13 protein-coding genes and 1 pseudogene are annotated in these 19,130 nt (G+C 64.5%); 8 read left to right on the top strand and 6 right to left on the bottom strand.

Annotated features, from left to right (window positions below; genetic code table 11):
• Positions 1–52: 52 nt before the first annotated feature.
• The 5 genes from dprA to ACXAD2_RS27100 all read left to right on the top strand — a co-directional run bounded on the left by dprA (position 53) and on the right by ACXAD2_RS27100 (position 7,348).
• Complete coding sequence (dprA, locus tag ACXAD2_RS27120; RefSeq protein WP_475177611.1) at positions 53–1,204, top strand: DNA-processing protein DprA; 1,152 nt, start codon at positions 53–55, stop codon at positions 1,202–1,204.
• Between the two features lie 165 nt (positions 1,205–1,369).
• The gene (gene topA, locus ACXAD2_RS27115) at positions 1,370–4,084 is read left to right on the top strand and encodes a type I DNA topoisomerase (protein WP_475177607.1); all 2,715 of its coding nucleotides are present in this window, start codon (positions 1,370–1,372) and stop codon (positions 4,082–4,084) included.
• Positions 4,085–4,343: 259 nt separating this feature from the next.
• Positions 4,344–5,048 (top strand): CoA transferase subunit A, encoded by a 705-nt coding sequence (locus tag ACXAD2_RS27110; RefSeq protein WP_475177604.1) that lies wholly within the window; start codon positions 4,344–4,346, stop codon positions 5,046–5,048.
• Positions 5,048–5,674 (top strand): CoA transferase subunit B, encoded by a 627-nt coding sequence (locus ACXAD2_RS27105; RefSeq protein WP_475177601.1) that lies wholly within the window; start codon positions 5,048–5,050, stop codon positions 5,672–5,674. Before ACXAD2_RS27110 ends, ACXAD2_RS27105 begins: the two co-directional genes overlap by 1 nt.
• Positions 5,675–5,845: 171 nt before the next feature.
• The gene (locus ACXAD2_RS27100) at positions 5,846–7,348 is read left to right on the top strand and encodes an SLC13 family permease (RefSeq protein ID WP_475177597.1); all 1,503 of its coding nucleotides are present in this window, start codon (positions 5,846–5,848) and stop codon (positions 7,346–7,348) included.
• Positions 7,349–7,496: 148 nt separating this feature from the next.
• On the opposite strand, the gene ACXAD2_RS27095 is transcribed toward ACXAD2_RS27100, so the two are convergent.
• The gene (locus tag ACXAD2_RS27095) at positions 7,497–7,958 is read right to left on the bottom strand and encodes a phasin family protein (protein WP_224903957.1); all 462 of its coding nucleotides are present in this window, start codon (positions 7,956–7,958) and stop codon (positions 7,497–7,499) included.
• A gap of 143 nt (positions 7,959–8,101) precedes the next feature.
• Positions 8,102–9,899, bottom strand: a pseudogene (locus ACXAD2_RS27090) (PHA/PHB synthase family protein).
• Positions 9,900–10,060: 161 nt separating this feature from the next.
• Here ACXAD2_RS27090 and phaZ point away from each other — a divergent pair.
• Positions 10,061–11,326: a polyhydroxyalkanoate depolymerase gene (gene phaZ / locus ACXAD2_RS27085; protein WP_066107497.1), complete on the top strand. Its 1,266-nt coding sequence runs from the start codon at positions 10,061–10,063 to the stop codon at positions 11,324–11,326.
• An 87-nt stretch (positions 11,327–11,413) separates the two neighbouring features.
• Here the strand turns inward: phaZ and ACXAD2_RS27080 are convergent, their stop codons facing one another.
• The 3 genes from ACXAD2_RS27080 to ACXAD2_RS27070 form a co-directional block, all read right to left on the bottom strand.
• Positions 11,414–13,588, bottom strand: a complete 2,175-nt coding sequence (locus ACXAD2_RS27080; RefSeq protein WP_224903953.1) for an RNA degradosome polyphosphate kinase — start codon at positions 13,586–13,588, stop codon at positions 11,414–11,416.
• Positions 13,589–13,686: 98 nt separating this feature from the next.
• Positions 13,687–14,373 (bottom strand): P-loop NTPase family protein, encoded by a 687-nt coding sequence (locus ACXAD2_RS27075; protein WP_475177590.1) that lies wholly within the window; start codon positions 14,371–14,373, stop codon positions 13,687–13,689.
• Positions 14,370–15,440, bottom strand: coding sequence for an AI-2E family transporter (locus ACXAD2_RS27070; protein WP_475177586.1), 1,071 nt, complete (start codon positions 15,438–15,440; stop codon positions 14,370–14,372). Before ACXAD2_RS27070 ends, ACXAD2_RS27075 begins: the two co-directional genes overlap by 4 nt.
• Before the next feature lie 340 nt (positions 15,441–15,780).
• On the opposite strand from ACXAD2_RS27070, the gene proS reads away from it, so the two are divergent.
• On the top strand, positions 15,781–17,127 hold the full coding sequence (proS, locus tag ACXAD2_RS27065) for a proline--tRNA ligase (protein WP_475177584.1): 1,347 nt from the start codon (positions 15,781–15,783) through the stop codon (positions 17,125–17,127).
• Between the two features lie 258 nt (positions 17,128–17,385).
• The gene (trpB, locus tag ACXAD2_RS27060) at positions 17,386–18,606 is read left to right on the top strand and encodes a tryptophan synthase subunit beta (protein WP_475177581.1); all 1,221 of its coding nucleotides are present in this window, start codon (positions 17,386–17,388) and stop codon (positions 18,604–18,606) included.
• Positions 18,607–18,687: 81 nt separating this feature from the next.
• Here the strand turns inward: trpB and ACXAD2_RS27055 are convergent, their stop codons facing one another.
• On the bottom strand, positions 18,688–19,059 hold the full coding sequence (locus ACXAD2_RS27055; RefSeq protein WP_475177579.1) for a DUF2237 family protein: 372 nt from the start codon (positions 19,057–19,059) through the stop codon (positions 18,688–18,690).
• Positions 19,060–19,130: the final 71 nt, after the last annotated feature.

The following is a 19,130-nucleotide window of genomic DNA, read 5'->3' as shown; positions in this document are numbered from 1 at the left end:
CGTTGATTAACCACTCATCTGTTAGAGAGGTTCTGCAAGCGACGGGGTCAGGATGACCGGGCACACACAGACTTCCACCCACCCCCCACTCCCACCCACCACGGAAGCTGAGCGGTTTGACTGGCTCCGTCTCTTGCGCTCGCGCCGTGTCGGGCCGACCACCTTCTGGCGGCTGATGGCCGAACATGGCTCGGCGGCTGAAGGGCTTGCGGTGCTGCCGGAGGTGGCCGCCGCCGCCGGGGTTTCGGACTATCGCATCTGCCCCGAAGGCGTGGTTGCTGCGGAAATGGCGGCCGGGACACGGGCGGGCGCCTCACTGCTGTTTCGCGGCGAGGCGCATTACCCCGCGCATCTTGCCGAGCTCGACGATGCGCCGCCCTTCGTCTGGGTGCTGGGACGGCCAGAGCTGCTGAGCCGCCCGGCGGTGGCGATCGTTGGCGCGCGCAACGCCTCCTCGCTGGGCGCGCGCATGGCCCGGCTGCTGGCGCGTGATCTGTCCGCGGCGGGCTGGGTGGTCGTCTCGGGGCTGGCGCGCGGCATCGATGCCGAGGCGCATGGCGCCGCGCTTGAGGACGGCACCGCCGCGGTGATGGCGGGCGGTGTCGACGTGATCTACCCGCAGGAAAACACCCGGCTCGCTGGCGCAATCCGCGAGCGCGGTGCCCTGCTGTCCGAACAGCCTCCGGGCGTGCAGCCGCAGGCGCGGCATTTTCCCACGCGCAACCGCATCGTCTCGGGCATGGCGCGCGGCGTCGTGGTGGTCGAGGCGGCGGTGAAATCCGGCTCGCTGATCACCGCGCGCTGCGCGCTCGATCAGGGGCGTGAGGTGATGGCGGTGCCGGGCCATCCGCTCGACGGGCGGGCAGGGGGCTGCAACCTGCTTTTGCGCGATGGCGCGCGGCTGGTCCGCCACGCCGAGGATGTGCTGGAGGCGCTGGCGGTGCCCTCCGCCGCGCCGGACCCCGCGCCCAGTGACGCGCTGCCGACCATTCCGCCCGCGCCGCCCGAACGCTATAGCCGGGCCGAGACTCGCGCCCTGCATCAGCGCATCCTTGACCGGCTCGGCCCGGTGCCGGTTCCCGAAGATCAGGTGATCCGCGATCTGGGCGGCGCGGTCGGGCAGATCGCTCCGGCGCTCACCGATCTCGAGCTTGAGGGGCGGCTGGAGCGGCGCCCGGGCGGCCTGCTCTGCCGGTCGGGCTAGGCCTGCGCAGCGGCCCAAAGATGCCCGAAACCACGCCGCTTGCCCTGTTGCCGCACCGCCGACGCTGGGGGCCGCATTGACATTTCCCCCTTGCACCCCACATCTTGCGCCGCCATAGCGGCAGGCAAGCCGTTTTGAGCACAGCGTTGCAATGAGGTCTCATTAATGCCCGTCGTCGTCGTCGAATCCCCGGCCAAAGCCAAGACAATCAACAAGTATTTGGGATCCGATTACACGGTGCTCGCCTCTTACGGTCACGTGCGCGACCTGCCTCCGAAGGATGGTTCGGTCGACACCGAGCATGATTTCGACATGAAATGGGAGATCGCCAACGACTCGCGCAAGCACGTCTCGGCGATCGCCGAGGCGCTGAAGAGCGACAACTCCCTCATTCTCGCGACCGACCCCGATCGCGAGGGCGAAGCCATCTCGTGGCACCTGAAAGAGGCGCTCACCAAGCGCCGGTCGATCAAGAAGGACACCGAGGTCCGCCGGGTCACTTTCAACGCGATCACCAAGGCCGCCGTCACCGAGGCGATGCAGAACCCGCGCGACATCGACGCGCCGCTGGTGGAGGCCTATCTGGCGCGCCGCGCGCTTGATTATCTCGTGGGCTTCAACCTCTCGCCGGTGCTCTGGCGCAAACTGCCGGGCGCGCGTTCGGCGGGGCGGGTGCAGTCGGTCTGCCTGCGGCTCATCGTCGAGCGGGAGATGGAGATCGAAGCCTTCAATCCGCGCGAATACTGGCAGGTGAAGGCGCTGCTGCAGACGCCGCGCGGGCAGGAGTTCGAGGCGCGTCTGACCGCGCTCGCCGGCAAAAAGCTCGACCGCTACGATCTGGAGAATGCCACGCAGGCCGAGATGGCGGTGCAGGCGGTGGCCGGGCGCGCGCTCAAGGTGCTGTCGGTCGAGGCCAAACCGTCGACCCGCAACCCCTCGGCGCCCTTCATGACCTCGACCCTGCAGCAGGAGGCGAGCCGCAAGTTCGGCATGGGCGCGCGCGCCTGCATGAACGCGGCGCAGCGTCTCTACGAGGCGGGGCACATCACCTATATGCGGACCGACGGCATCGACATGGCGCCCGAGGCGGTCACCGCCTGCCGCGAGGCCATTGGCGATCGCTTCGGCAAGGAATACGTGCCGGGCAGCCCGCGCATCTACAAGAACAAGGCCAAGAACGCGCAGGAAGCGCACGAATGTATCCGCCCGACCGACATGACCAAGGACGCGGCGGAACTGAAGCTGCGCGAGGATGATCAGCGCAAGCTCTACGATCTGATCTGGAAGCGCACGCTGGCCTGTCAGATGGAGGCCGCCAAGCTCGAGCGCACCACGGTCGAGATCGGCTCTGACGACCAGCAGGTCGGCCTGCGCGCCACCGGTCAGGTCATCACCTTCGACGGCTTCCTGAAGATCTACGAGGAAGGCCGCGACGATGTGGCGGATGACGACGACAAGCGCCTGCCGCAGATCATGCAGGGCGAGCCGGCGGCGTTCGCCAAGTCCGGCCTGAAGGCGCAATACGACAAGGCCGCCGAGCGCGCGAGCGACCGTCCGGGCACGGCCAAGGGGCCGTCGGCAGTACTGGCCGAGAACAGCGCTGTTCTGGGCACCCAGAGCTTCACCCAGCCGCCGCCGCGCTACACCGAGGCGACGCTGGTCAAGCGTATGGAAGAGCTGGGCATCGGGCGCCCCTCGACCTATGCGTCGGTGATCACCACCATCCAAGACCGCGAATACGTCAAGAAAGAGCAGAACCGCCTGATCCCCGAGGACAAGGGCCGGATCGTCACGATCTTCTTGCTCAATTTCTTCCGCAAATACGTCGGCTATGAGTTCACCGCAGAGCTGGAAAACGAGCTCGACGAGGTTTCGGCTGGCGACATGGATTGGAAGTCGCTGCTGGGCAAGTTCTGGCGCGATTTCTCGGCGGCGATCTCTGAAACCTCCGAGCTGCGCATCTCCGAGGTGCTCGACGTGCTCGACGAGGCGCTGGCGCCGCAGCTTTATCCGCCGCGCGAAGACGGATCGGACCCGCGCGTCTGTCCCAAATGCGGCACCGGCCAGCTGCACCTGAAGACCTCGCGCACCGGTGGGTTCGTCGGCTGTGGTAACTACCCCGAATGCACCTACACCCGCCCCATCGCGGGCGAGGGTGCCGATGGCGACGAGCGGCTGCTGGGCGAGGATCAGGGCGACGAGATCTGGCTCAAGGCCGGGCGTTTCGGCCCCTATGTGCAGCGCGGCGAGCCGACGCCGGAGAACAAGAAACCGCCGCGCGCTTCGCTGCCGCGCGGGTGGTCGAAGGACGACATGACGCTGGAGAAGGCGCTGGTTCTGCTCTCGCTGCCGCGCGAGGTGGGCGAGCACCCCGAGGGCGGAACGGTGAAGTCGAACTTCGGACGCTTCGGCCCCTACATCATGCACCAGCTGCCCGATGACGCGAAGCCAACCTATGTGAACCTCAAGGACCCGGCGGATGTCTTCGAGATTGGCATGAACCGCGCCGTCGAGATGCTGGCCGAGAAGCGCGCCAACCCCGGCGGGCGCGGCCGTGCTGCGGCCAAGGCGCTGAAGGAGTTGGGCGATCACCCGGACGGCGGCAAGATCGCCATCTTTGACGGGCGCTATGGGCCTTACGTGAAATGGGAGAAGGTCAATGCGACCCTGCCCAAGGACACGGACCCCGAGAGCGTCACCATGGAGCAGGCGCTGGAACTGATCGCCGAGAAGGCGGCCAAGAAGGGCACCAAGAAGAAGGCGGCCCCGAGGAAGACCGCGGCCAAGAAGACCGCGGCGAAGAAGACCACCGCCAAGAAGACTCCGGCGAAGAAGACGGCGGCGAAAAAGGCTCCCGCTGAGGACTCTGACGACGGTTGAGCGTCTCGCGACATCTTGGTTGAGATCGGCCCGCGTCACCTGTGACGCGGGCCTTCTTATGTTTGGGTACTGCGTTCTTGCGCCTCCGGCAGGGATATTTCTGTCTAGACGAAGTGGCTTATGCTGCGCTGCGGCGCCTTTTTGCTGCGCGTGCGAGGGTGACTTGGCGCGAAGGCGCGGCTTGGGGCGGGGGGCTTCGTTGACTCTGCCTGCGGTGCGGGTGACAAGTCAGGCAGACTTTTTCTTTCGGGAGGACGGAATGAAGAAAGTTTACGGCTCCGCCGCCGAGGCGCTGGACGGGCTGCTGTTTGATGGCATGACCATCGCGGCGGGTGGCTTCGGGCTCTGCGGCATCCCCGAGCTCTTGATCGACGCCATGGTCGACAGCGGCGTCAAGGATCTGACCATCGCGTCGAACAACTGCGGCGTAGATGGCTTCGGTCTCGGCAAGCTGCTCGACACCAAGCAGATCAAGAAGATGATGAGCTCTTACGTGGGCGAGAACGCCGAGTTCATGCGCCAGTACCTGTCGGGCGAGCTTGAGCTCGAGTTCAACCCGCAGGGCACGCTGGCCGAGCGCATGCGTGCCGCCGGCGCCGGCATCCCCGGTTTCTACACCAAGACCGGGGTCGGCACCGTGGTGGCCGAGGGCAAGGAGACCAAGGTCTTCAATGGCGAGGAATATGTGCTCGAAGAGGGCATCTTTGCCGATCTTTCCATCGTCAAGGCGTGGAAGGCCGACACCTCGGGCAACTGCGTGTTCCGCAAGACAGCGCGCAACTTCAACCCGCCGGCGGCCATGTGCGGCAAGGTCTGCGTCATGGAAGTGGAAGAGATCGTGCAGCCGGGCGAGCTCGACCCCGATCACATCCACCTGCCGGGCATCTTCGTGCATCGCATCATCAAGGGTGAGCACGAGAAGCGGATCGAACAGCGCACCACGCGCAAGCGGGAGGACGTGTAATGCCTTGGGATCGCAACCAGATGGCCGCGCGCGCGGCTGAGGAACTCGAAGACGGCATGTATGTGAACCTCGGGATCGGCATCCCGACGCTTGTGGCCAACTACGTCGGCGACAAGGAGATCACGCTGCAGTCCGAGAACGGCATGCTGGGTATGGGCCCGTTCCCCTTTGAAGGGGAAGAGGACCCGGATCTTATCAACGCCGGCAAGCAGACCATCACCGAGCTGCCCAAGACGTCGTATTTCGACAGTTCCATGTCCTTTGCGATGATCCGCGGCGGCAAGATCGCGGCGGCCATCCTTGGGGCCATGGAAGTGGCCGAGAACGGCGATCTGGCGAACTGGATGATTCCCGGCAAGCTGGTCAAGGGCATGGGCGGTGCGATGGACCTGGTGGCGGGCGTCGGCCGGGTCATCGTGGTCATGGACCACACCAACAAGCACGGTGACAGCAAGCTGCTGAAGGAATGCACCCTGCCACTGACCGGCAAGGGCGTGGTGGATCGGATCATCACCAACCTTGGCGTGCTGGATGTGGTCGAGGGCGGTCTGAAGATCGTCGAGACCGCCGAGGGCGTGACCGAGGACGAGCTTCGCGCGGCCACCGAGGCGACCATCATCAATTGAGCCGCTGTGACCTCGATGCAAAGAAATTGAAGGCGCGGTCCCCAGGGGCCGCGCCTTTTTCTATGCCGCCACGGGCCGGTCTCGCGCAGTTTTGAGGCCGCTCCACTTGCCATTGCCTGCAAAAGCTGATGCAGCCGGTGCACCTACCATACCACGATGGCGGAGCCGAGAATGCGCACAGACCCCAGCGAACGCGAGTTGCAGGCACAGACCAACCCGAACCACCCGCCGCAGGACAGCACGGTGGAAGAAATCTCGCCGCTGCGCCTCGCCGCGCTGATCGCGGGGCCTCTGGCGGCGCTGCTCGTCTACATGCTGCCCGCTCCGCCCGAAATGCCGCTGGTGGCCTGGCACCTCGTGGCGCTGACGCTGTGGATGGTGATCTGGTGGCTGAGCGAGGCGGTGCCGCTGCCCGCCACCGCGCTCTTGCCGATCGTCATGCTGCCGCTGCTGGACATCCAGCCCATCGGCGAGGTGACGGCGCGCTACGGCAACCACCTGATCTTCCTCTTCCTCGGCGGTTTCATCCTTGCAGGCGGGATGCAGCGCTGGGGGCTGCACCGGCGCATCGCGCTGTTCATCGTGCGGCTGATCGGCAGCACGCCGCAGCGCATCGTGCTGGGCTTCATGCTGGCCACGGCGTTCCTGTCGATGTGGATCTCCAACACCGCGACGGCGGTGATGATGTATGCGGTGGGCGTTTCGGTCATCGAGTTCATCGACAGCCGGGTCGAGGACAAGGCGCTGGTGCACAACTTCGGCGTCGGGCTGATGCTGGCGGTGGCCTATGCGGCCTCCATTGGCGGGGTCGGCACGCTGATCGGCACGCCGCCCAACGCGCTGCTGGCCGGGCTCATGGGCGACAGTTTCGGCGTCGAGATCGGCTTTCTGCAATGGATGATGATCGGCGTGCCCGTGGTGCTGGTGATGCTGCCGCTGACGTTCTTCGTGCTGACCCGTCTGGTGTTCCCGATGAAGGGTCTGGACCTTGGCGATGTGCGCTCGGTAATCGACGAGGAATACACGGCGCTGGGGCGCATGGAGCGCGGTGAGAAGATCGTCGCGGTGATCTTCGGCCTCGCGGCGCTGGCTTGGGTGTTCCGCGGCGCGCTGAACCTGCCAATCAACGACTCCGGCATCGCCATGGCGGCGGCGCTGTTGCTCTTTGCCATCCCGGTGAGCCGCAAGGACGGTTTCGTGATCGACTGGAACGTGGCGCGCACGCTGCCCTGGGGCGTGCTGATGCTGTTCGGCGGCGGGCTTGCCCTTGCGGGGGCCTTCGATGCCACGGGGCTTGCAGAGTGGATCGGCGGGCGCGTGGCGGCGCTGCAGGGCATCAATCTGTGGCTGCTGATCCTCGTGGTGGCCGTGGCGATCATCTTCCTGACCGAGATCACCTCGAACACCGCCTCGACGGCGACCTTCCTGCCGATCCTCGGCGCGGTGGCGCTTGGGCTTGGGGTCGATCCGCAATGGCTGATGGTGCCGGTGGCGCTGGGGGCCTCGATGGCCTTCATGATGCCGGTGGCGACGCCCCCCAACGCGATCGTCTTCTCCTACGAGCGGATGACGCTGGGCGACATGGTGCGCGCAGGCATCGTCATCAACCTGCTGAGCGTCGTGGTGGTTTTTCTGGCCATGCGGCTGCTGGCGGGGCCGGTCTTCGGCGTCTGAGGCGAAACGCCCTGATGCCATGAAAGATGCCATGAAAAAGGGCGGGCCCTGGGAGGCCCGCCCTACGCATTGCGCCGGAAATACTTGGGAGGAGAGGAGTGGCGCAATTGCGGGTCGCCCCCGGAAGGAGAGGGGGGCGAAACCCGGCTTACTTGGCCGCGGCAGCTGCCGTGGTGGTCGCCTTCTTGGTGGCGGCGGTCATCTCGTCGGTGGCCTTTTTGACGGCGGCGGAGGCATCTTCGGTGAAGTCCTTGCCAGCGGCCATCATCAGCTCGACGGTGTCCATCTGCACCTTCTTCGCGATCTCGGCGAAGGCGGCCATGTTTTCGGCGGCGACTTCAGCCTGTGCGGAGGCGAAATCGGTCATCGCCTTGGCGTAGTCGGCCGGCTCTTTCTTGACCTTCGACATGTCGGTCAGCTTCGCCAGAGTGTCTTTGGTCCACTTGGCGGAAATCTCGGTGGATTTCTCTGCGGCCTCGAGAGCAACTGCCGAGAGCTTCTCGTTCAGAGTTGCAGAGGTCTTGAACGCTTCGTCCATGGCTTTGGTGTCCACGGGGAACGCGCCCATCATGTCCTTCATCATGGCGGTGAAGTCTTGAGTCTTAGCCATTCTTTCAATTCCCGTATTCAGCCTAGCGGGCCCACCCCGCGCTTAACTATCGGCTGAAACCAATATGGATGCTGCAGCGCAGCATTTCAAGAATTTTTGCCGCGCTGCAGAAAAATCGTGCAAGTGCCTGTTTTGACGCTGCGTTAAGCAGCCTTCACGCGCACATAGGCGCCCGGAGCCGGGCAAATCGGGCTGTGGAGACGAATCGCCGGGCGCTCGTGCGGGCACCATTTTGCCGGACTTTTTGCGCAGCCACGCCTCCCAGACCGGCCACCAAGACTCCTTGGCATGGAACTCGGCGCTGGCCTGCCAGTCCTCTGCCGAGAGCTTCAGATCGGGGTTGAGGTAGTGACCATACTTCTGCTTGTCCGGCGGGTTCACGATCCCGGCGATATGGCCCGACTCCGACAGCACGAAGGTTTTCGAGCGCGAGCCCATCTTCTGCACACCGCGGTAGCAGTCCTTCCACGCGGCGATATGGTCGCCCTCTGCGGCGATCGACATCAGCGGCACATCCACGTCCTTGATGTCGAGCGTGTGGCCCAGAATCTCGAACTCGCCCTTCGAGAAGAGGTTCTGCTGGCACAGCCCGCGCAGGTACTGGATGGTCATCCGCCCCGGCAGGTTGGCCCCGTCGCCATTCCAATAGAGCAGATCGAAGGCCGGGGGCGTCTCGCCCATCATGTAGCTGCGGATGGCTGGCGTGTAGATGAGGTCGGTGGAGCGCAGGAACGAGAAGGTGCGCGACATGATGAAACTTTTTAGAATGCCGCTGGCATTGATCTCGGCCTCGATCCCATCGACGAAATCATCCTGCAGGAACGGGGTGAACTCGCCCTGATCGGAAAAATCGGTCAACGTGGTAAAGAAGGTTGCCGACTTCACCGGCTTCTCGCCGCGCTGCTTGAGCAGCGAGAGCGTCAGCGCCAGCGTCGTGCCCGCGATGCAGTAACCCACCGCGTTGACCTGCTCGACCTTGCACATCTCGCGCACGAGGTCGATCGCCGTGAGATAGCCGTCCTGAATGTAATCCTCGAGCCCGACGTCGCTGTAGCTTTCGTCGGCGTTGACCCAGCTGACCACATAGAGCGTGTAGCCCTGATCGACGATGTAGCGGATCAGGCTGTTCTTCGGCTTGAGGTCGAGGATGTAGTATTTGTTGATCCACGGCGGGAACAGGATGATCGGCGTCTCGCGCACCTTCTCGGTGGTGGGCTTGTACTGGATCAGCTCCATCATGCGGTTGCGATAAACCACCTCGCCCTCGGCGGTGGCGATGTTCTCGCCAAGCTTGAAGGCGTTCTCATCCGCGAGCCTTACGACCAGCTCGCCATTGTTGGCCTCAAGGTCCGCGACGAGGTTTTCCATCCCCAGAACAAGGCTTTCGCCCTCTGTTTCCAGCGCCTTCTGCAGCGCGTCGGGGTTGGTGGCGAAGAAATTGGTCGGCGCCATCATGTCGACGATCTGACGCGCGAAGTAGCGCAGGCGCTTCTTTTCCTTCGGGTCCAGATCGGCGATCTCGTCGACCGAGCGGTGGATCGCCTCGGCGCTGATCAGATACTGCTGCTTGATGAAGTTGAAATAGGGATGGCTGTCCCACAGCGGGTTCGAGAATTGCTTGTCCTTGGGGCCAGTGTCCTCGGGCGGGGCAAGCTGGCCACCGGCCAAGGCGGTCTGCGCCTCGAGATAGTGAGACAGGGCTTTGCCCCAGTAGGCCACCTGCTGCTCGAACACCTTCGCGGGGTTCTGCATCCATTCCTGCCAGTAGGCCTGCGCAGCTTTTCCATAGAGCAGCGGATCAGGCCCGTTTAACGCAGGATTGATCGGCTTACGTCGCGAAATTGCTTCCAGAAGTCGTTGAGAAAGGGCTTCGATCTTCTCAATATTGGCTTCGAGTCGTGCGCGGTCTGACGTGATGTCCGTGCCCGGAGTAGTTGTCATAAGGTCGAATCCCCCCTACTTTCGGCCTGTTGCAGAATAACGGCGGTACAGCGAGGGGCAAAGCGGCGAATTGATCCGAGGCCGGATCAGCGGAAACTGAGTGACGGGAGGCACGCAGTGACCGGGCGCCGGGCGGGACCGCGCATCAGGAGACACGCGATATGCGTCAAATGGCGACTTACGATCTGATGGAGACCTTCCGGAACACCAACCAGTGGCTCGGGGCGACGGCACGGACGATGGCGTCCTACCCCGCCTTTGCCGCATTGCCGAACCCGATGATCGGCTGGATGGCGGCTTGGGGGGAAGTGACTGAGCGTACTTTCGAGCGCATGGTGGTCAAACCCGACTGGGGCATTCGCACCGTCACCTGTGCCGATGGCCGCGACCATGTGGTCGAGCCGCGCACCGTGGTCGAGCGCGCCTTTGGTGATCTGGTGCACTTCGAAGTGCAGGGCCGTCCCACCAAACCGCGCAAGGTGCTGCTGGTCGCCCCGATGTCGGGCCACTATGCGACGCTGCTGCGCTCTACCGCGGTGTCGCTGCTGCCCGATTGCGAGCTTTACGTCACCGACTGGCACAACGCCCGCGACATCCCGGTGAGCGAGGGCAAGTTCGACATCGAGGATTACACCCTCTACCTGATGGACTTCATGCGCGCGCTGGGGCCCGACACCAACGTGATCGCGGTCTGCCAGCCGGCACCGCTGACGCTGGCGGCCACCGCCTATCTGGCCGAGCTGGAGCCCGCTGCGCAGCCGCGCACGCTGACCCTGATCGGCGGGCCGATCGACCCCAATGCAACCCCTACCGATGTCACCGACTTCGGCCACCGGGTCACCATGGGCCAGCTGGAAGAGACGATGATCCAGCGCGTCGGCTACAAATATGCGGGCGTCGGGCGGATGGTCTATCCCGGTCTGCTGCAGCTGGCGTCCTTCATGTCGATGAATGCCGAGCGTCACTCCAAGGCGTTCACCGATCAGATCATGCGGGTGAGCCGCGGCGAAGCCAGCGATCACGACGCGCACAACCGCTTTTATGATGAATATCTGGCGGTGATGGACATGACCGCCGAGTTCTACCTCTCGACGGTCGAGCGCATCTTCAAGAACGGCGAGATTGCTTCGAACAACTTCGTCGTGGATGGCCACAAGGTGGATATCGGCAAGATCACCGATGTGGCGGTGATGACCGTCGAAGGCGCCAATGACGACATTTCGGCGCCGGGTCAGTGCGTCGCCGCGCTCGATCTCTGCACCGGGCTGCCGGATGCCAAGAAGGGCCAGCACCTCGAGCCGGGCGCGGGCCACTACGGCATCTTTGCCGGGCGCAGCTGGCGCAGCAACATCCGCCCGCTGGTGCTTGACTTCATCGACCGCAATTCCAACGCGCCGCGTAAGGCGGCGAACAGCAACGCGGCCTGACGGCGTCGCGCCCGTCAGGGCCGTCGCAGAAAAAGGAAGGGGCCCAGCAGGGCCCCTTTTTTAATGCAGTGTCAGAACTTTGGCCGGTCAGTCGCCGGCGTGGGTCAGCTTCGGCACGTCCTTGGCACCAGCCGAGCCGCGACCCGAGAGCGACGGGTTCTCCATGAAGAACCGATGGCAGTTGAACGAAAACTCGCCCTCCGGCAGCACGTGCCGGGTGAACTTGCCCGAGGGTTCCATCACCCAGCTTTGCGCCGTGTCGGCGAGGTTCGCCGCCATGATCTGGCTGACGATCTGCGCCTTCACCGTGGGGTTCATGATCTCGATGCCGGTCTCGATGCGGCGGTTGAGGTTGCGCCCCATCCAGTCCGCCGAAGAGATCAGCACGCGCGCCTTGCTGTGCGGCAGCCCGTGACCATTGCCGAAACAGGCGATGCGAGAGTGTTCGAGGAAGCGGCCGACGATGCTTTTGACGCGGATGTTCTCTGACAGTCCCTTCACGCCCGGGCGCAGCCCGCAGATGCCACGGATCACGCAGTCGATCTTCACGCCCGCCTGACTGGCGGCATAGAGCGCGTCGATCATGTCGGGCTCGATCAGCGAGTTCATCTTCAGCCAGATTTGCGCCGGGCGGCCCTGACGCGCGTGCTCGGCCTCGGCTTCGATCAGTTCCAGCATGCGCGGCTTCAGCGTGTGCGGCGAGATCACGAGGTTCTCCAGCCCTTCGGGCATGGCGTAGCCCGACAGGTAGTTGAAGATCTTCGAGGCGTCGCGGCCCAGTTGCGCATCGCAGGTGAAGAACGACAGGTCGGTGTAAATCTTGGCGGTGATGGGGTGGTAGTTGCCGGTGCCCCAGTGAGTGTAGGTCACCAGCTTGTCGCCCTCGCGGCGCACCACGCTCGAGATCTTGGCGTGGGTCTTCCAGTCGAGGAAGCCATAGACCACATGCGCGCCCGAACGCTCCAGCCGCCGCGACTGGCGGATGTTGGCGGCCTCGTCGAAACGCGCCTTCAACTCGACCAGCGCGGTGACCGACTTGCCATCCTCTGCCGCTTCGCAAAGTGCCTCGACGATCGGCGAGTTGCGCGAGGTGCGATAAAGCGTCTGCTTGATCGCCACCACATCCGGGTCCATCGCCGCCTGATGCAGGAAGCGCACCACCATGTCGAAGGTCTCATAGGGGTGGTGCAGCAGCATGTCCTTTTGCTTGATCGCCTCGAACATATTGCCTTCGTGATCCTGCACCCGCTCAGGCACACGCGGGGTGAAGCTGGGCCAGAGCAGATCGGGGCGGGAGTCGAGCACCAACTCCTTGAGGTCGGCCATACCGATCATCCCGTCGAGCTCGATCACATCGTCTTCCTGCACGAACAGCTCGCGCATGACGATGCTGCGCAGCTGCTTCGGCGCACCGGCGCTGACGGTCAGACGGACGACCTCGCCGCGGCGGCGGCGCTTCAGCGCCACTTCGAACTCGCGCACCAGATCCTCGGCCTCTTCCTCGACCTCGATGTCGCTGTCGCGCAGCACGCGGAAGCCGAAGTGGTCCTTCACCCGGTAGCCGGGGAACAGGCTTTCGATGTGCAGCAGGAGCACGTCTTCGAGGTAGATGAACCGGTTGTGCCCCTCGGGGGCGGGCAGGGCGATGAAACGGTCGATCTGATGCGGGATCGGCAGCAGCGCCTGACGCGTGCGGCGGTCGCGCTTGCGCTCAAGCTCCAGCGCGAGGCAGTAGCCCATGTTGGCGATGAAGGGGAACGGGTGCGCCGGGTCGATCGCCAGAGGCGAGAGCACCGGGAAGACCTGCTCGAGAAACTGGGTGTTGAGATATTCGAGGTCTTCGGGCTGCAGCGCGTCGCGCGGCACGATGTCGATGCCCGCCGCGTCCAGTTCCTTCTCAAGCTCGCCCAGCACTTTCTGCTGATGCGCCATCAGCCGCCGCGCGTCCTCGTCGATCAGCACAAGCTGCTCGGCGGGGCTCAGCCCGTCGGCGGCGGGGGTGGTGTTGCCCGCATGGGCAAGCTCGCGAAGACCGGCGACGCGCACGGTGTAGAACTCGTCGAGGTTGGTGGCCGAGATGGACAGGAAGCGCAGCCGTTCGAGCAACGGAACCTTGGTGTTCTCGGCCTCTTCCAGCACACGCCAGTTGAAGCCCAGCCAGCTGAGTTCGCGGTTGTAATAGCGGCCGGGGCCCGAGAGGTCGATCTCGGGAAGGTCCTGCGGCTCGGGGATCGGGGCGGTGAGGAAATCAGCGATGGTCATGGGGGGCATATGCGTCACGAATTGCAACATCTTGATGAAAGAGGAAGGATGCCCGACTGCCGGAGAGGGCGCAAGCGCTGCGCTGCGGCGGGTACGGATCACGCGCGGGGATCGACAGCCAGCAGAATCTCGCGGGCCAGAGAGCGCGTCATGCCCTTCGGGCGGCCGAGCGCGCCCGCGTCGAGCGCGGCGGCGACCTTCTGGGCCATGCCGAAGCTGCGGCGCATGTGGCGCAGCAGATAGGGGATCACATCGGGGGCAGGCACGCAGTGGCGGTCCGCCAGCAGCTTCGCCAGAACCGCGGCAAGCAGCGCGTCATCGGGCTCGGGCAGGGTGGCGGTCTGGGTGCCTTCCATGCGCGAGCAGAGGTCGGGAAGCGACAGCCGCCAATGCTTGGGGGCGGTCTGTGCGGTCAAAAGCAGCGGCTGGTGCTGCGCCAGCGCAAGGTTGTGCAGATGGAACAGCGCCTCTTCGGCGGGGCGGTCCCCGGCGATTTGCGGCACGTCCTCGATGCAGACGGGACCTTCGGCCAAATCGGGAATATCCACCTGCGGCAGCGCCGCGGCGGGCAAGATCGTCGCGCCGCAGTCAGCCGCCCACACATGGGCAAGATGGGTCTTTCCCGCACCGGCGGGGCCGACGAGGATCAGCTTGCCCGCAGGCCAGCTCTGCCAGCGGTCGAGCAGTGCCACGGCAAGCGCGTTTGACCCCGAGACGAAATAATCCTCGCGCCCCAGCGCGGCGCGGACCGGCAGGGGCAGAGGAAGCTGCTGAGGCAGGGTCATGGTGCCTCTCGGTCGTGCTCGAGGCCGCGATAGAGGCGGCTGTCTTTGTACTGGTCGATCACGAAGCGCATGATCACCCCCAGCGCCGCCGCCAGCGGCACGGCGACCAGCATCCCGACAAAGCCGAAGAGCGTGCCGAAGACCGACAGCGCGAGGATCAGCCAGACCGGATGCAGCCCGATCGAACTGCCCACCAGTTTCGGCGTGAGGAAATTGCCCTCAAGGAACTGGCCGAGGAAGAAGATCCCAGCCACGGCGGCGATCCAGTACCATTCGCCCCAGAACTGGAACAGCGCCAGCCCGATGGCCAGCGCCCCGCCGATGATCGCGCCCACATAGGGGATGAAGGTCAGCAGCCCGGCGATCACCCCGACCACAAGGCCGAAGTTCAGCCCCACCAGCGCCAGCGCAATGGCATAATAGCAGCCGAGGATCAGGCAGACCGAGCCCATGCCGCGCACGAAACCGGCCAGCGTGGCGTCGATCTCGCTGGCGATCTGGCGGATCACCGAGACATGGTCGCGCGGCAAGAGCTCATCGACGCGGGCCACCATGCGATCCCAGTCGAGCAGCAGATAGACCGCCACCACCGGCACGATGACAAAGAGCATCAGGATGTTGATCACCGACATCGCCGAGCTGAGCGCGGTGTTGAGCAGTTCAGCGCCCCGCTCCTGCACGGTCTGGCCGATCGAGACGAGCGCCTCGCGCATCGGGCTGCCTTCAACCACCAGCGACGGGAAATGCGTGCCGAGAAAATCGCGCAGGTCGCGGAACAGCTGCGGTGCGGTTTCGATCAGATCGCCCGCCTGCCGGACCAGCGTCGGGATCACCGCGAGCGCGAGGATGACGAAGATCAGGATCGCGGCGAGGGTGATGACCATGGTCGCCATGGCCCGGCTCAGACCAAGCCGTTCCAGCCGGTCGGCCACGGGGTCGAGGAAATAGGCGATGGCGCCGCCAAGAATGAACGGCAGCAGGACATTGCCCAGATACCAAAGCACCACGGCAAAGATGATGGCCGCAACGCCCCAGTACTTCATCTGATCACGCACGGGGAGCGCCATGGGAATCCTTTTCTCTGCCGTCCGCCCTTCATCGCCGCTCCGCCGTGCCTTTTCAAGTCTGCGCAGGCCGCTCGCAACTTCGCGCTAGGCGAAGCGGGCAATCCGGTGCATTCTGCCTGCTATCTGATTTTACGCCTATTTTCATGTCCTGTTTTTAAGGAGCGGCAATGCTGCGTTTTCTTTTCGTTTGGATGTTCCTGCTTTTGCCGCTGTTCCTGATGCTGACCGATCCGGCGCATTCCGCGGTGCTCTAGCCGCGGGCGCGCTGATGCGCAGACCTCTTGCCCTTGGCGCGCCCTTCGCCTAACCCGGGCGAAACGCCAATCTCCGGGAGGCCCGCATGCGTCTGAGCCGTTATTTCCTGCCCGTTCTGAAAGAAACGCCTTCCGAGGCGCAGATCGTCTCGCACCGCTACATGCTGCGCGCCGGCATGATCAAACAATCGAGCGCCGGCATCTATTCGTGGCTGCCGCTGGGCTTCAAAGTGCTGCGCAAGATCGAGGACATCATCCACGAAGAGCAGAAGCGCGCCGGCCATATCCCGATGCTGATGCCGACGATCCAGTCGGCGGACCTGTGGCGCGAGAGCGGTCGCTACGACGATTACGGCGAGGAAATGCTGCGCATCCGCGACCGGCACGACCGCGACATGCTGTTCACGCCCACCGCCGAAGAGCTGATCACCGACATCTTCCGCAGCCACGTCGGCAGCTACAAGGACCTGCCGCTGACGCTGTATCAGATCCAGTGGAAGTTCCGCGATGAGATCCGCCCGCGCTTTGGCGTGATGCGGGGCCGCGAGTTCTACATGAAGGACGGCTACAACTTCGACCTGACCAAGGAAGACGCGCTGCACGCCTACAACCGTCACCTTGTCAGCTACCTGCGCACGTATGAGCGCATGGGCCTGCAGGCGATCCCGATGCGCGCCGACAGCGGCCCGATTGGCGGCGACGACACCCACGAGTTCCTCGTGCTGGCCGAAACCGGCGAGTCGGAAGTGTTCTATGACAGCCAGATCACCGAGCTGAAGTTCGGCGACCGCGAGATCGACTACGATTCGGTCGAGCAGTGTCAGGCGGTGCTCGAGGAGTTCACCTCGCGCTACGCCCGCACCGACGAGACCCACGACGAGGCGGTCTTTGCCGAGGTGCCCGAAGAGCGCCGCCGCACCGCGCGCGGCATCGAGGTCGGACAGATCTTCTACTTCGGCACCAAATACTCCGAGCCGATGGGCGCCACCGTCGCCGACAAGGACGGCAATCAGGTGCCCGTGCACATGGGCTCGCACGGCATCGGCGTGTCGCGTCTGCTGGGCGCGATCATCGAAGCCAGCCATGACGACAAGGGCATCATCTGGCCCGAGGGTGTCACCCCCTTCCACTGCGGCATCGTCAACCTCAAGCAGGGCGACGGTGAGGCGGATGCGGCCTGCGAGTTGCTCTACGCCGCGCTCACCGCGCTGGGGCTGGAGCCGCTCTATGACGACCGTGCCGAGCGTGCGGGTGCCAAATTCGCCACAATGGACCTCATCGGCCTGCCGTGGCGCATCACCGTCGGCCCGCGCGGGCTGAAGAACGGCGTGGTCGAGCTGACCTCGCGTCGCACGGGCGAGAGCGAGGAACTGGCGCCCGAGGCCGCCGTGGAGCGCATCGCGCAAATCTACGGCGTCGCCGCCAAGGGCTGAGGCGCGCGCGCATCGTGATCAGGGCCGGTCGCGGGACACCGCGGCCGGTCTTTTTGTTGGCGGTATTTTCGTTTGCGGGCTTGGCACCCGGCGCGGCCGGTGCCCCGCTGGTTGCGCCCTCGCGCCGTGCGTATTTGGCAAGAGAAGAAGGGACCGGGCGCGCGCAGCGGCAGGGAAATTGCGTGCGGGCTCCGTCTGCTCTGGCCTTTGCCTTGGGGCATGCTTTAGAGAAGGGGGAAATTCAGCGGGAGACGCGCTATGGACGATCTGGTCAATTCCTTCATGACAGGCCCCGACGAGAAGGGCCGCTTCGGCATCTACGGCGGGCGTTTCGTGTCCGAGACCCTCATGCCGCTCATCCTCGAGCTTGAGGAGCAATATGAGCGCGCCAAGACCGACCAGAGCTTCTGGGACGAGATGGACTTCCTGTGGAAGCATTACGTCGGCCGTCCGTCGCCGCTGTATCACGCCGAGCGCCTGTCCGAGCAGCTGGGCGGCGCCAAGGTCTATTTCAAGCGCGACGAGCTGAACCACACCGGCGCGCATAAGATCAACAACGTGCTGGGCCAGATCATCCTCGCCAAGCGCATGGGCAAGACAAGGATCATCGCCGAGACCGGTGCCGGTCAGCACGGCGTGGCCACCGCGACCGTCTGCGCCAAGTTCGGCCTGAAGTGCGTGGTCTACATGGGCGCGCATGACGTCGAGCGTCAGCAGCCCAACGTCTTCCGCATGCGCCTGCTGGGCGCCGAAGTGGTTCCCGTGACCTCGGGCCGCGGCACGCTGAAGGACGCGATGAACGACGCGCTGCGCGACTGGGTGACCAATGTGCGCGACACGTTCTACTGCATCGGCACGGTGGCGGGCCCGCACCCGTATCCGGCCATGGTCCGCGATTTCCAGTCGATCATCGGCAAGGAAACCAAAGAGCAGATCATGGAGGCCGAGGGCCGTCTGCCCGACACGATCATCGCCGCCATCGGCGGCGGCTCGAACGCCATGGGCCTGTTCTACCCGTTCCTCGACGACAAGGACGTCAAGATCATCGGCGTCGAAGCGGGCGGCAAGGGCGTCAACGAGAAGATGGAGCATTGCGCATCGCTGACCGGCGGTCGCCCCGGCGTGCTGCATGGCAACCGCACCTATCTGCTGCAGGATGACGACGGGCAGATCCTCGAGGGCTTCTCGATTTCGGCCGGTCTCGACTATCCGGGCATCGGGCCGGAGCACGCTTGGCTGCATGACACCGGCCGTGCTGAATATGTGGCGATCACCGACAAGGAGGCGCTCGAGGCGTTCCAGCTGTCGTGCTCGGCCGAGGGTATCATTCCGGCGCTGGAGCCGAGCCATGCGCTCGCCCATGTGATGAAGATCGCCCCGGAGCTGCCCAAGGACCACATCATCGTCATGAACATGTGCGGGCGGGGCGACAAGGACATCTTTGCCGTCGCCAAGCACCTCGGCGTCGACATCGCCTGATCCGAGTTTGTTGAGACACGAAAGGCCGCCCTTCGGGGCGGCCTTTTCCATTGCAGCGGGGCTTTGGGCCTCCTGTGGGCCTCAGTCGGCTTTATGCTGTTCGAGGATGTCCAGCGACACCACTTCCAGCGCGCGCTGATGGGTGGAGTTGAGTTGCACCTTCGGCGCGCAGCCCTCGTCATGGGCCTGCAGGAAGCGCAGCGCGCAGAGGCACCATTGATCGCCCGGCTTCAGCCCCGGAAAGCGCAGGCCGGGGCGCGGGGTCGACAGATCATTGCCGACGTATTTCGAATAGGCGAGGAACTCCGCCGTCATCACGGCGCAGACCGTGTGGCTGCCGGAATCCTCGGTGCAGGTGTTGCAGTGCCCGTCGCGGAAATAGCCGGTCATCGGGTCGACCGAGCAAGGGTGTAGCAGTTCGCCCAGAACGTTGATCGCCTTGTCTTTCTGCATGTTCGTCCCTCCGTTACCGAGAACTCATGCGGCCAAGCCTAGCAGACCGCAGGCCTTGGACAAGGAGAGGC

The organism is Salipiger sp. ABN3_019, assembly GCF_056158605.1.
Note: the sequence above shows the minus strand (reverse complement) of the source record. Positions and strands in the feature narration are given on the sequence as shown.

Bases quoted from the DNA above. Each gene is read 5' to 3' on its own strand.
- ACXAD2_RS27095 (WP_224903957.1), bottom strand. From the start codon at position 7,958: ATGGCTAAGACTCAAGACTTCACCGCCATGATGAAGGACATGATGGGC.
- ACXAD2_RS27110 (WP_475177604.1), top strand. From the start codon at position 4,344: ATGAAGAAAGTTTACGGCTCCGCCGCCGAGGCGCTGGACGGGCTGCTG.
- trpB (WP_475177581.1), top strand. From the start codon at position 17,386: ATGGACGATCTGGTCAATTCCTTCATGACAGGCCCCGACGAGAAGGGC.
- ACXAD2_RS27070 (WP_475177586.1), bottom strand. From the start codon at position 15,440: ATGGCGCTCCCCGTGCGTGATCAGATGAAGTACTGGGGCGTTGCGGCC.
- dprA (WP_475177611.1), top strand. From the start codon at position 53: ATGACCGGGCACACACAGACTTCCACCCACCCCCCACTCCCACCCACC.
- ACXAD2_RS27080 (WP_224903953.1), bottom strand. From the start codon at position 13,588: ATGACCATCGCTGATTTCCTCACCGCCCCGATCCCCGAGCCGCAGGAC.
- topA (WP_475177607.1), top strand. From the start codon at position 1,370: ATGCCCGTCGTCGTCGTCGAATCCCCGGCCAAAGCCAAGACAATCAAC.
- proS (WP_475177584.1), top strand. From the start codon at position 15,781: ATGCGTCTGAGCCGTTATTTCCTGCCCGTTCTGAAAGAAACGCCTTCC.
- ACXAD2_RS27100 (WP_475177597.1), top strand. From the start codon at position 5,846: ATGCGCACAGACCCCAGCGAACGCGAGTTGCAGGCACAGACCAACCCG.
- phaZ (WP_066107497.1), top strand. From the start codon at position 10,061: ATGCGTCAAATGGCGACTTACGATCTGATGGAGACCTTCCGGAACACC.
- ACXAD2_RS27105 (WP_475177601.1), top strand. From the start codon at position 5,048: ATGCCTTGGGATCGCAACCAGATGGCCGCGCGCGCGGCTGAGGAACTC.
- ACXAD2_RS27055 (WP_475177579.1), bottom strand. From the start codon at position 19,059: ATGCAGAAAGACAAGGCGATCAACGTTCTGGGCGAACTGCTACACCCT.
- ACXAD2_RS27075 (WP_475177590.1), bottom strand. From the start codon at position 14,373: ATGACCCTGCCTCAGCAGCTTCCTCTGCCCCTGCCGGTCCGCGCCGCG.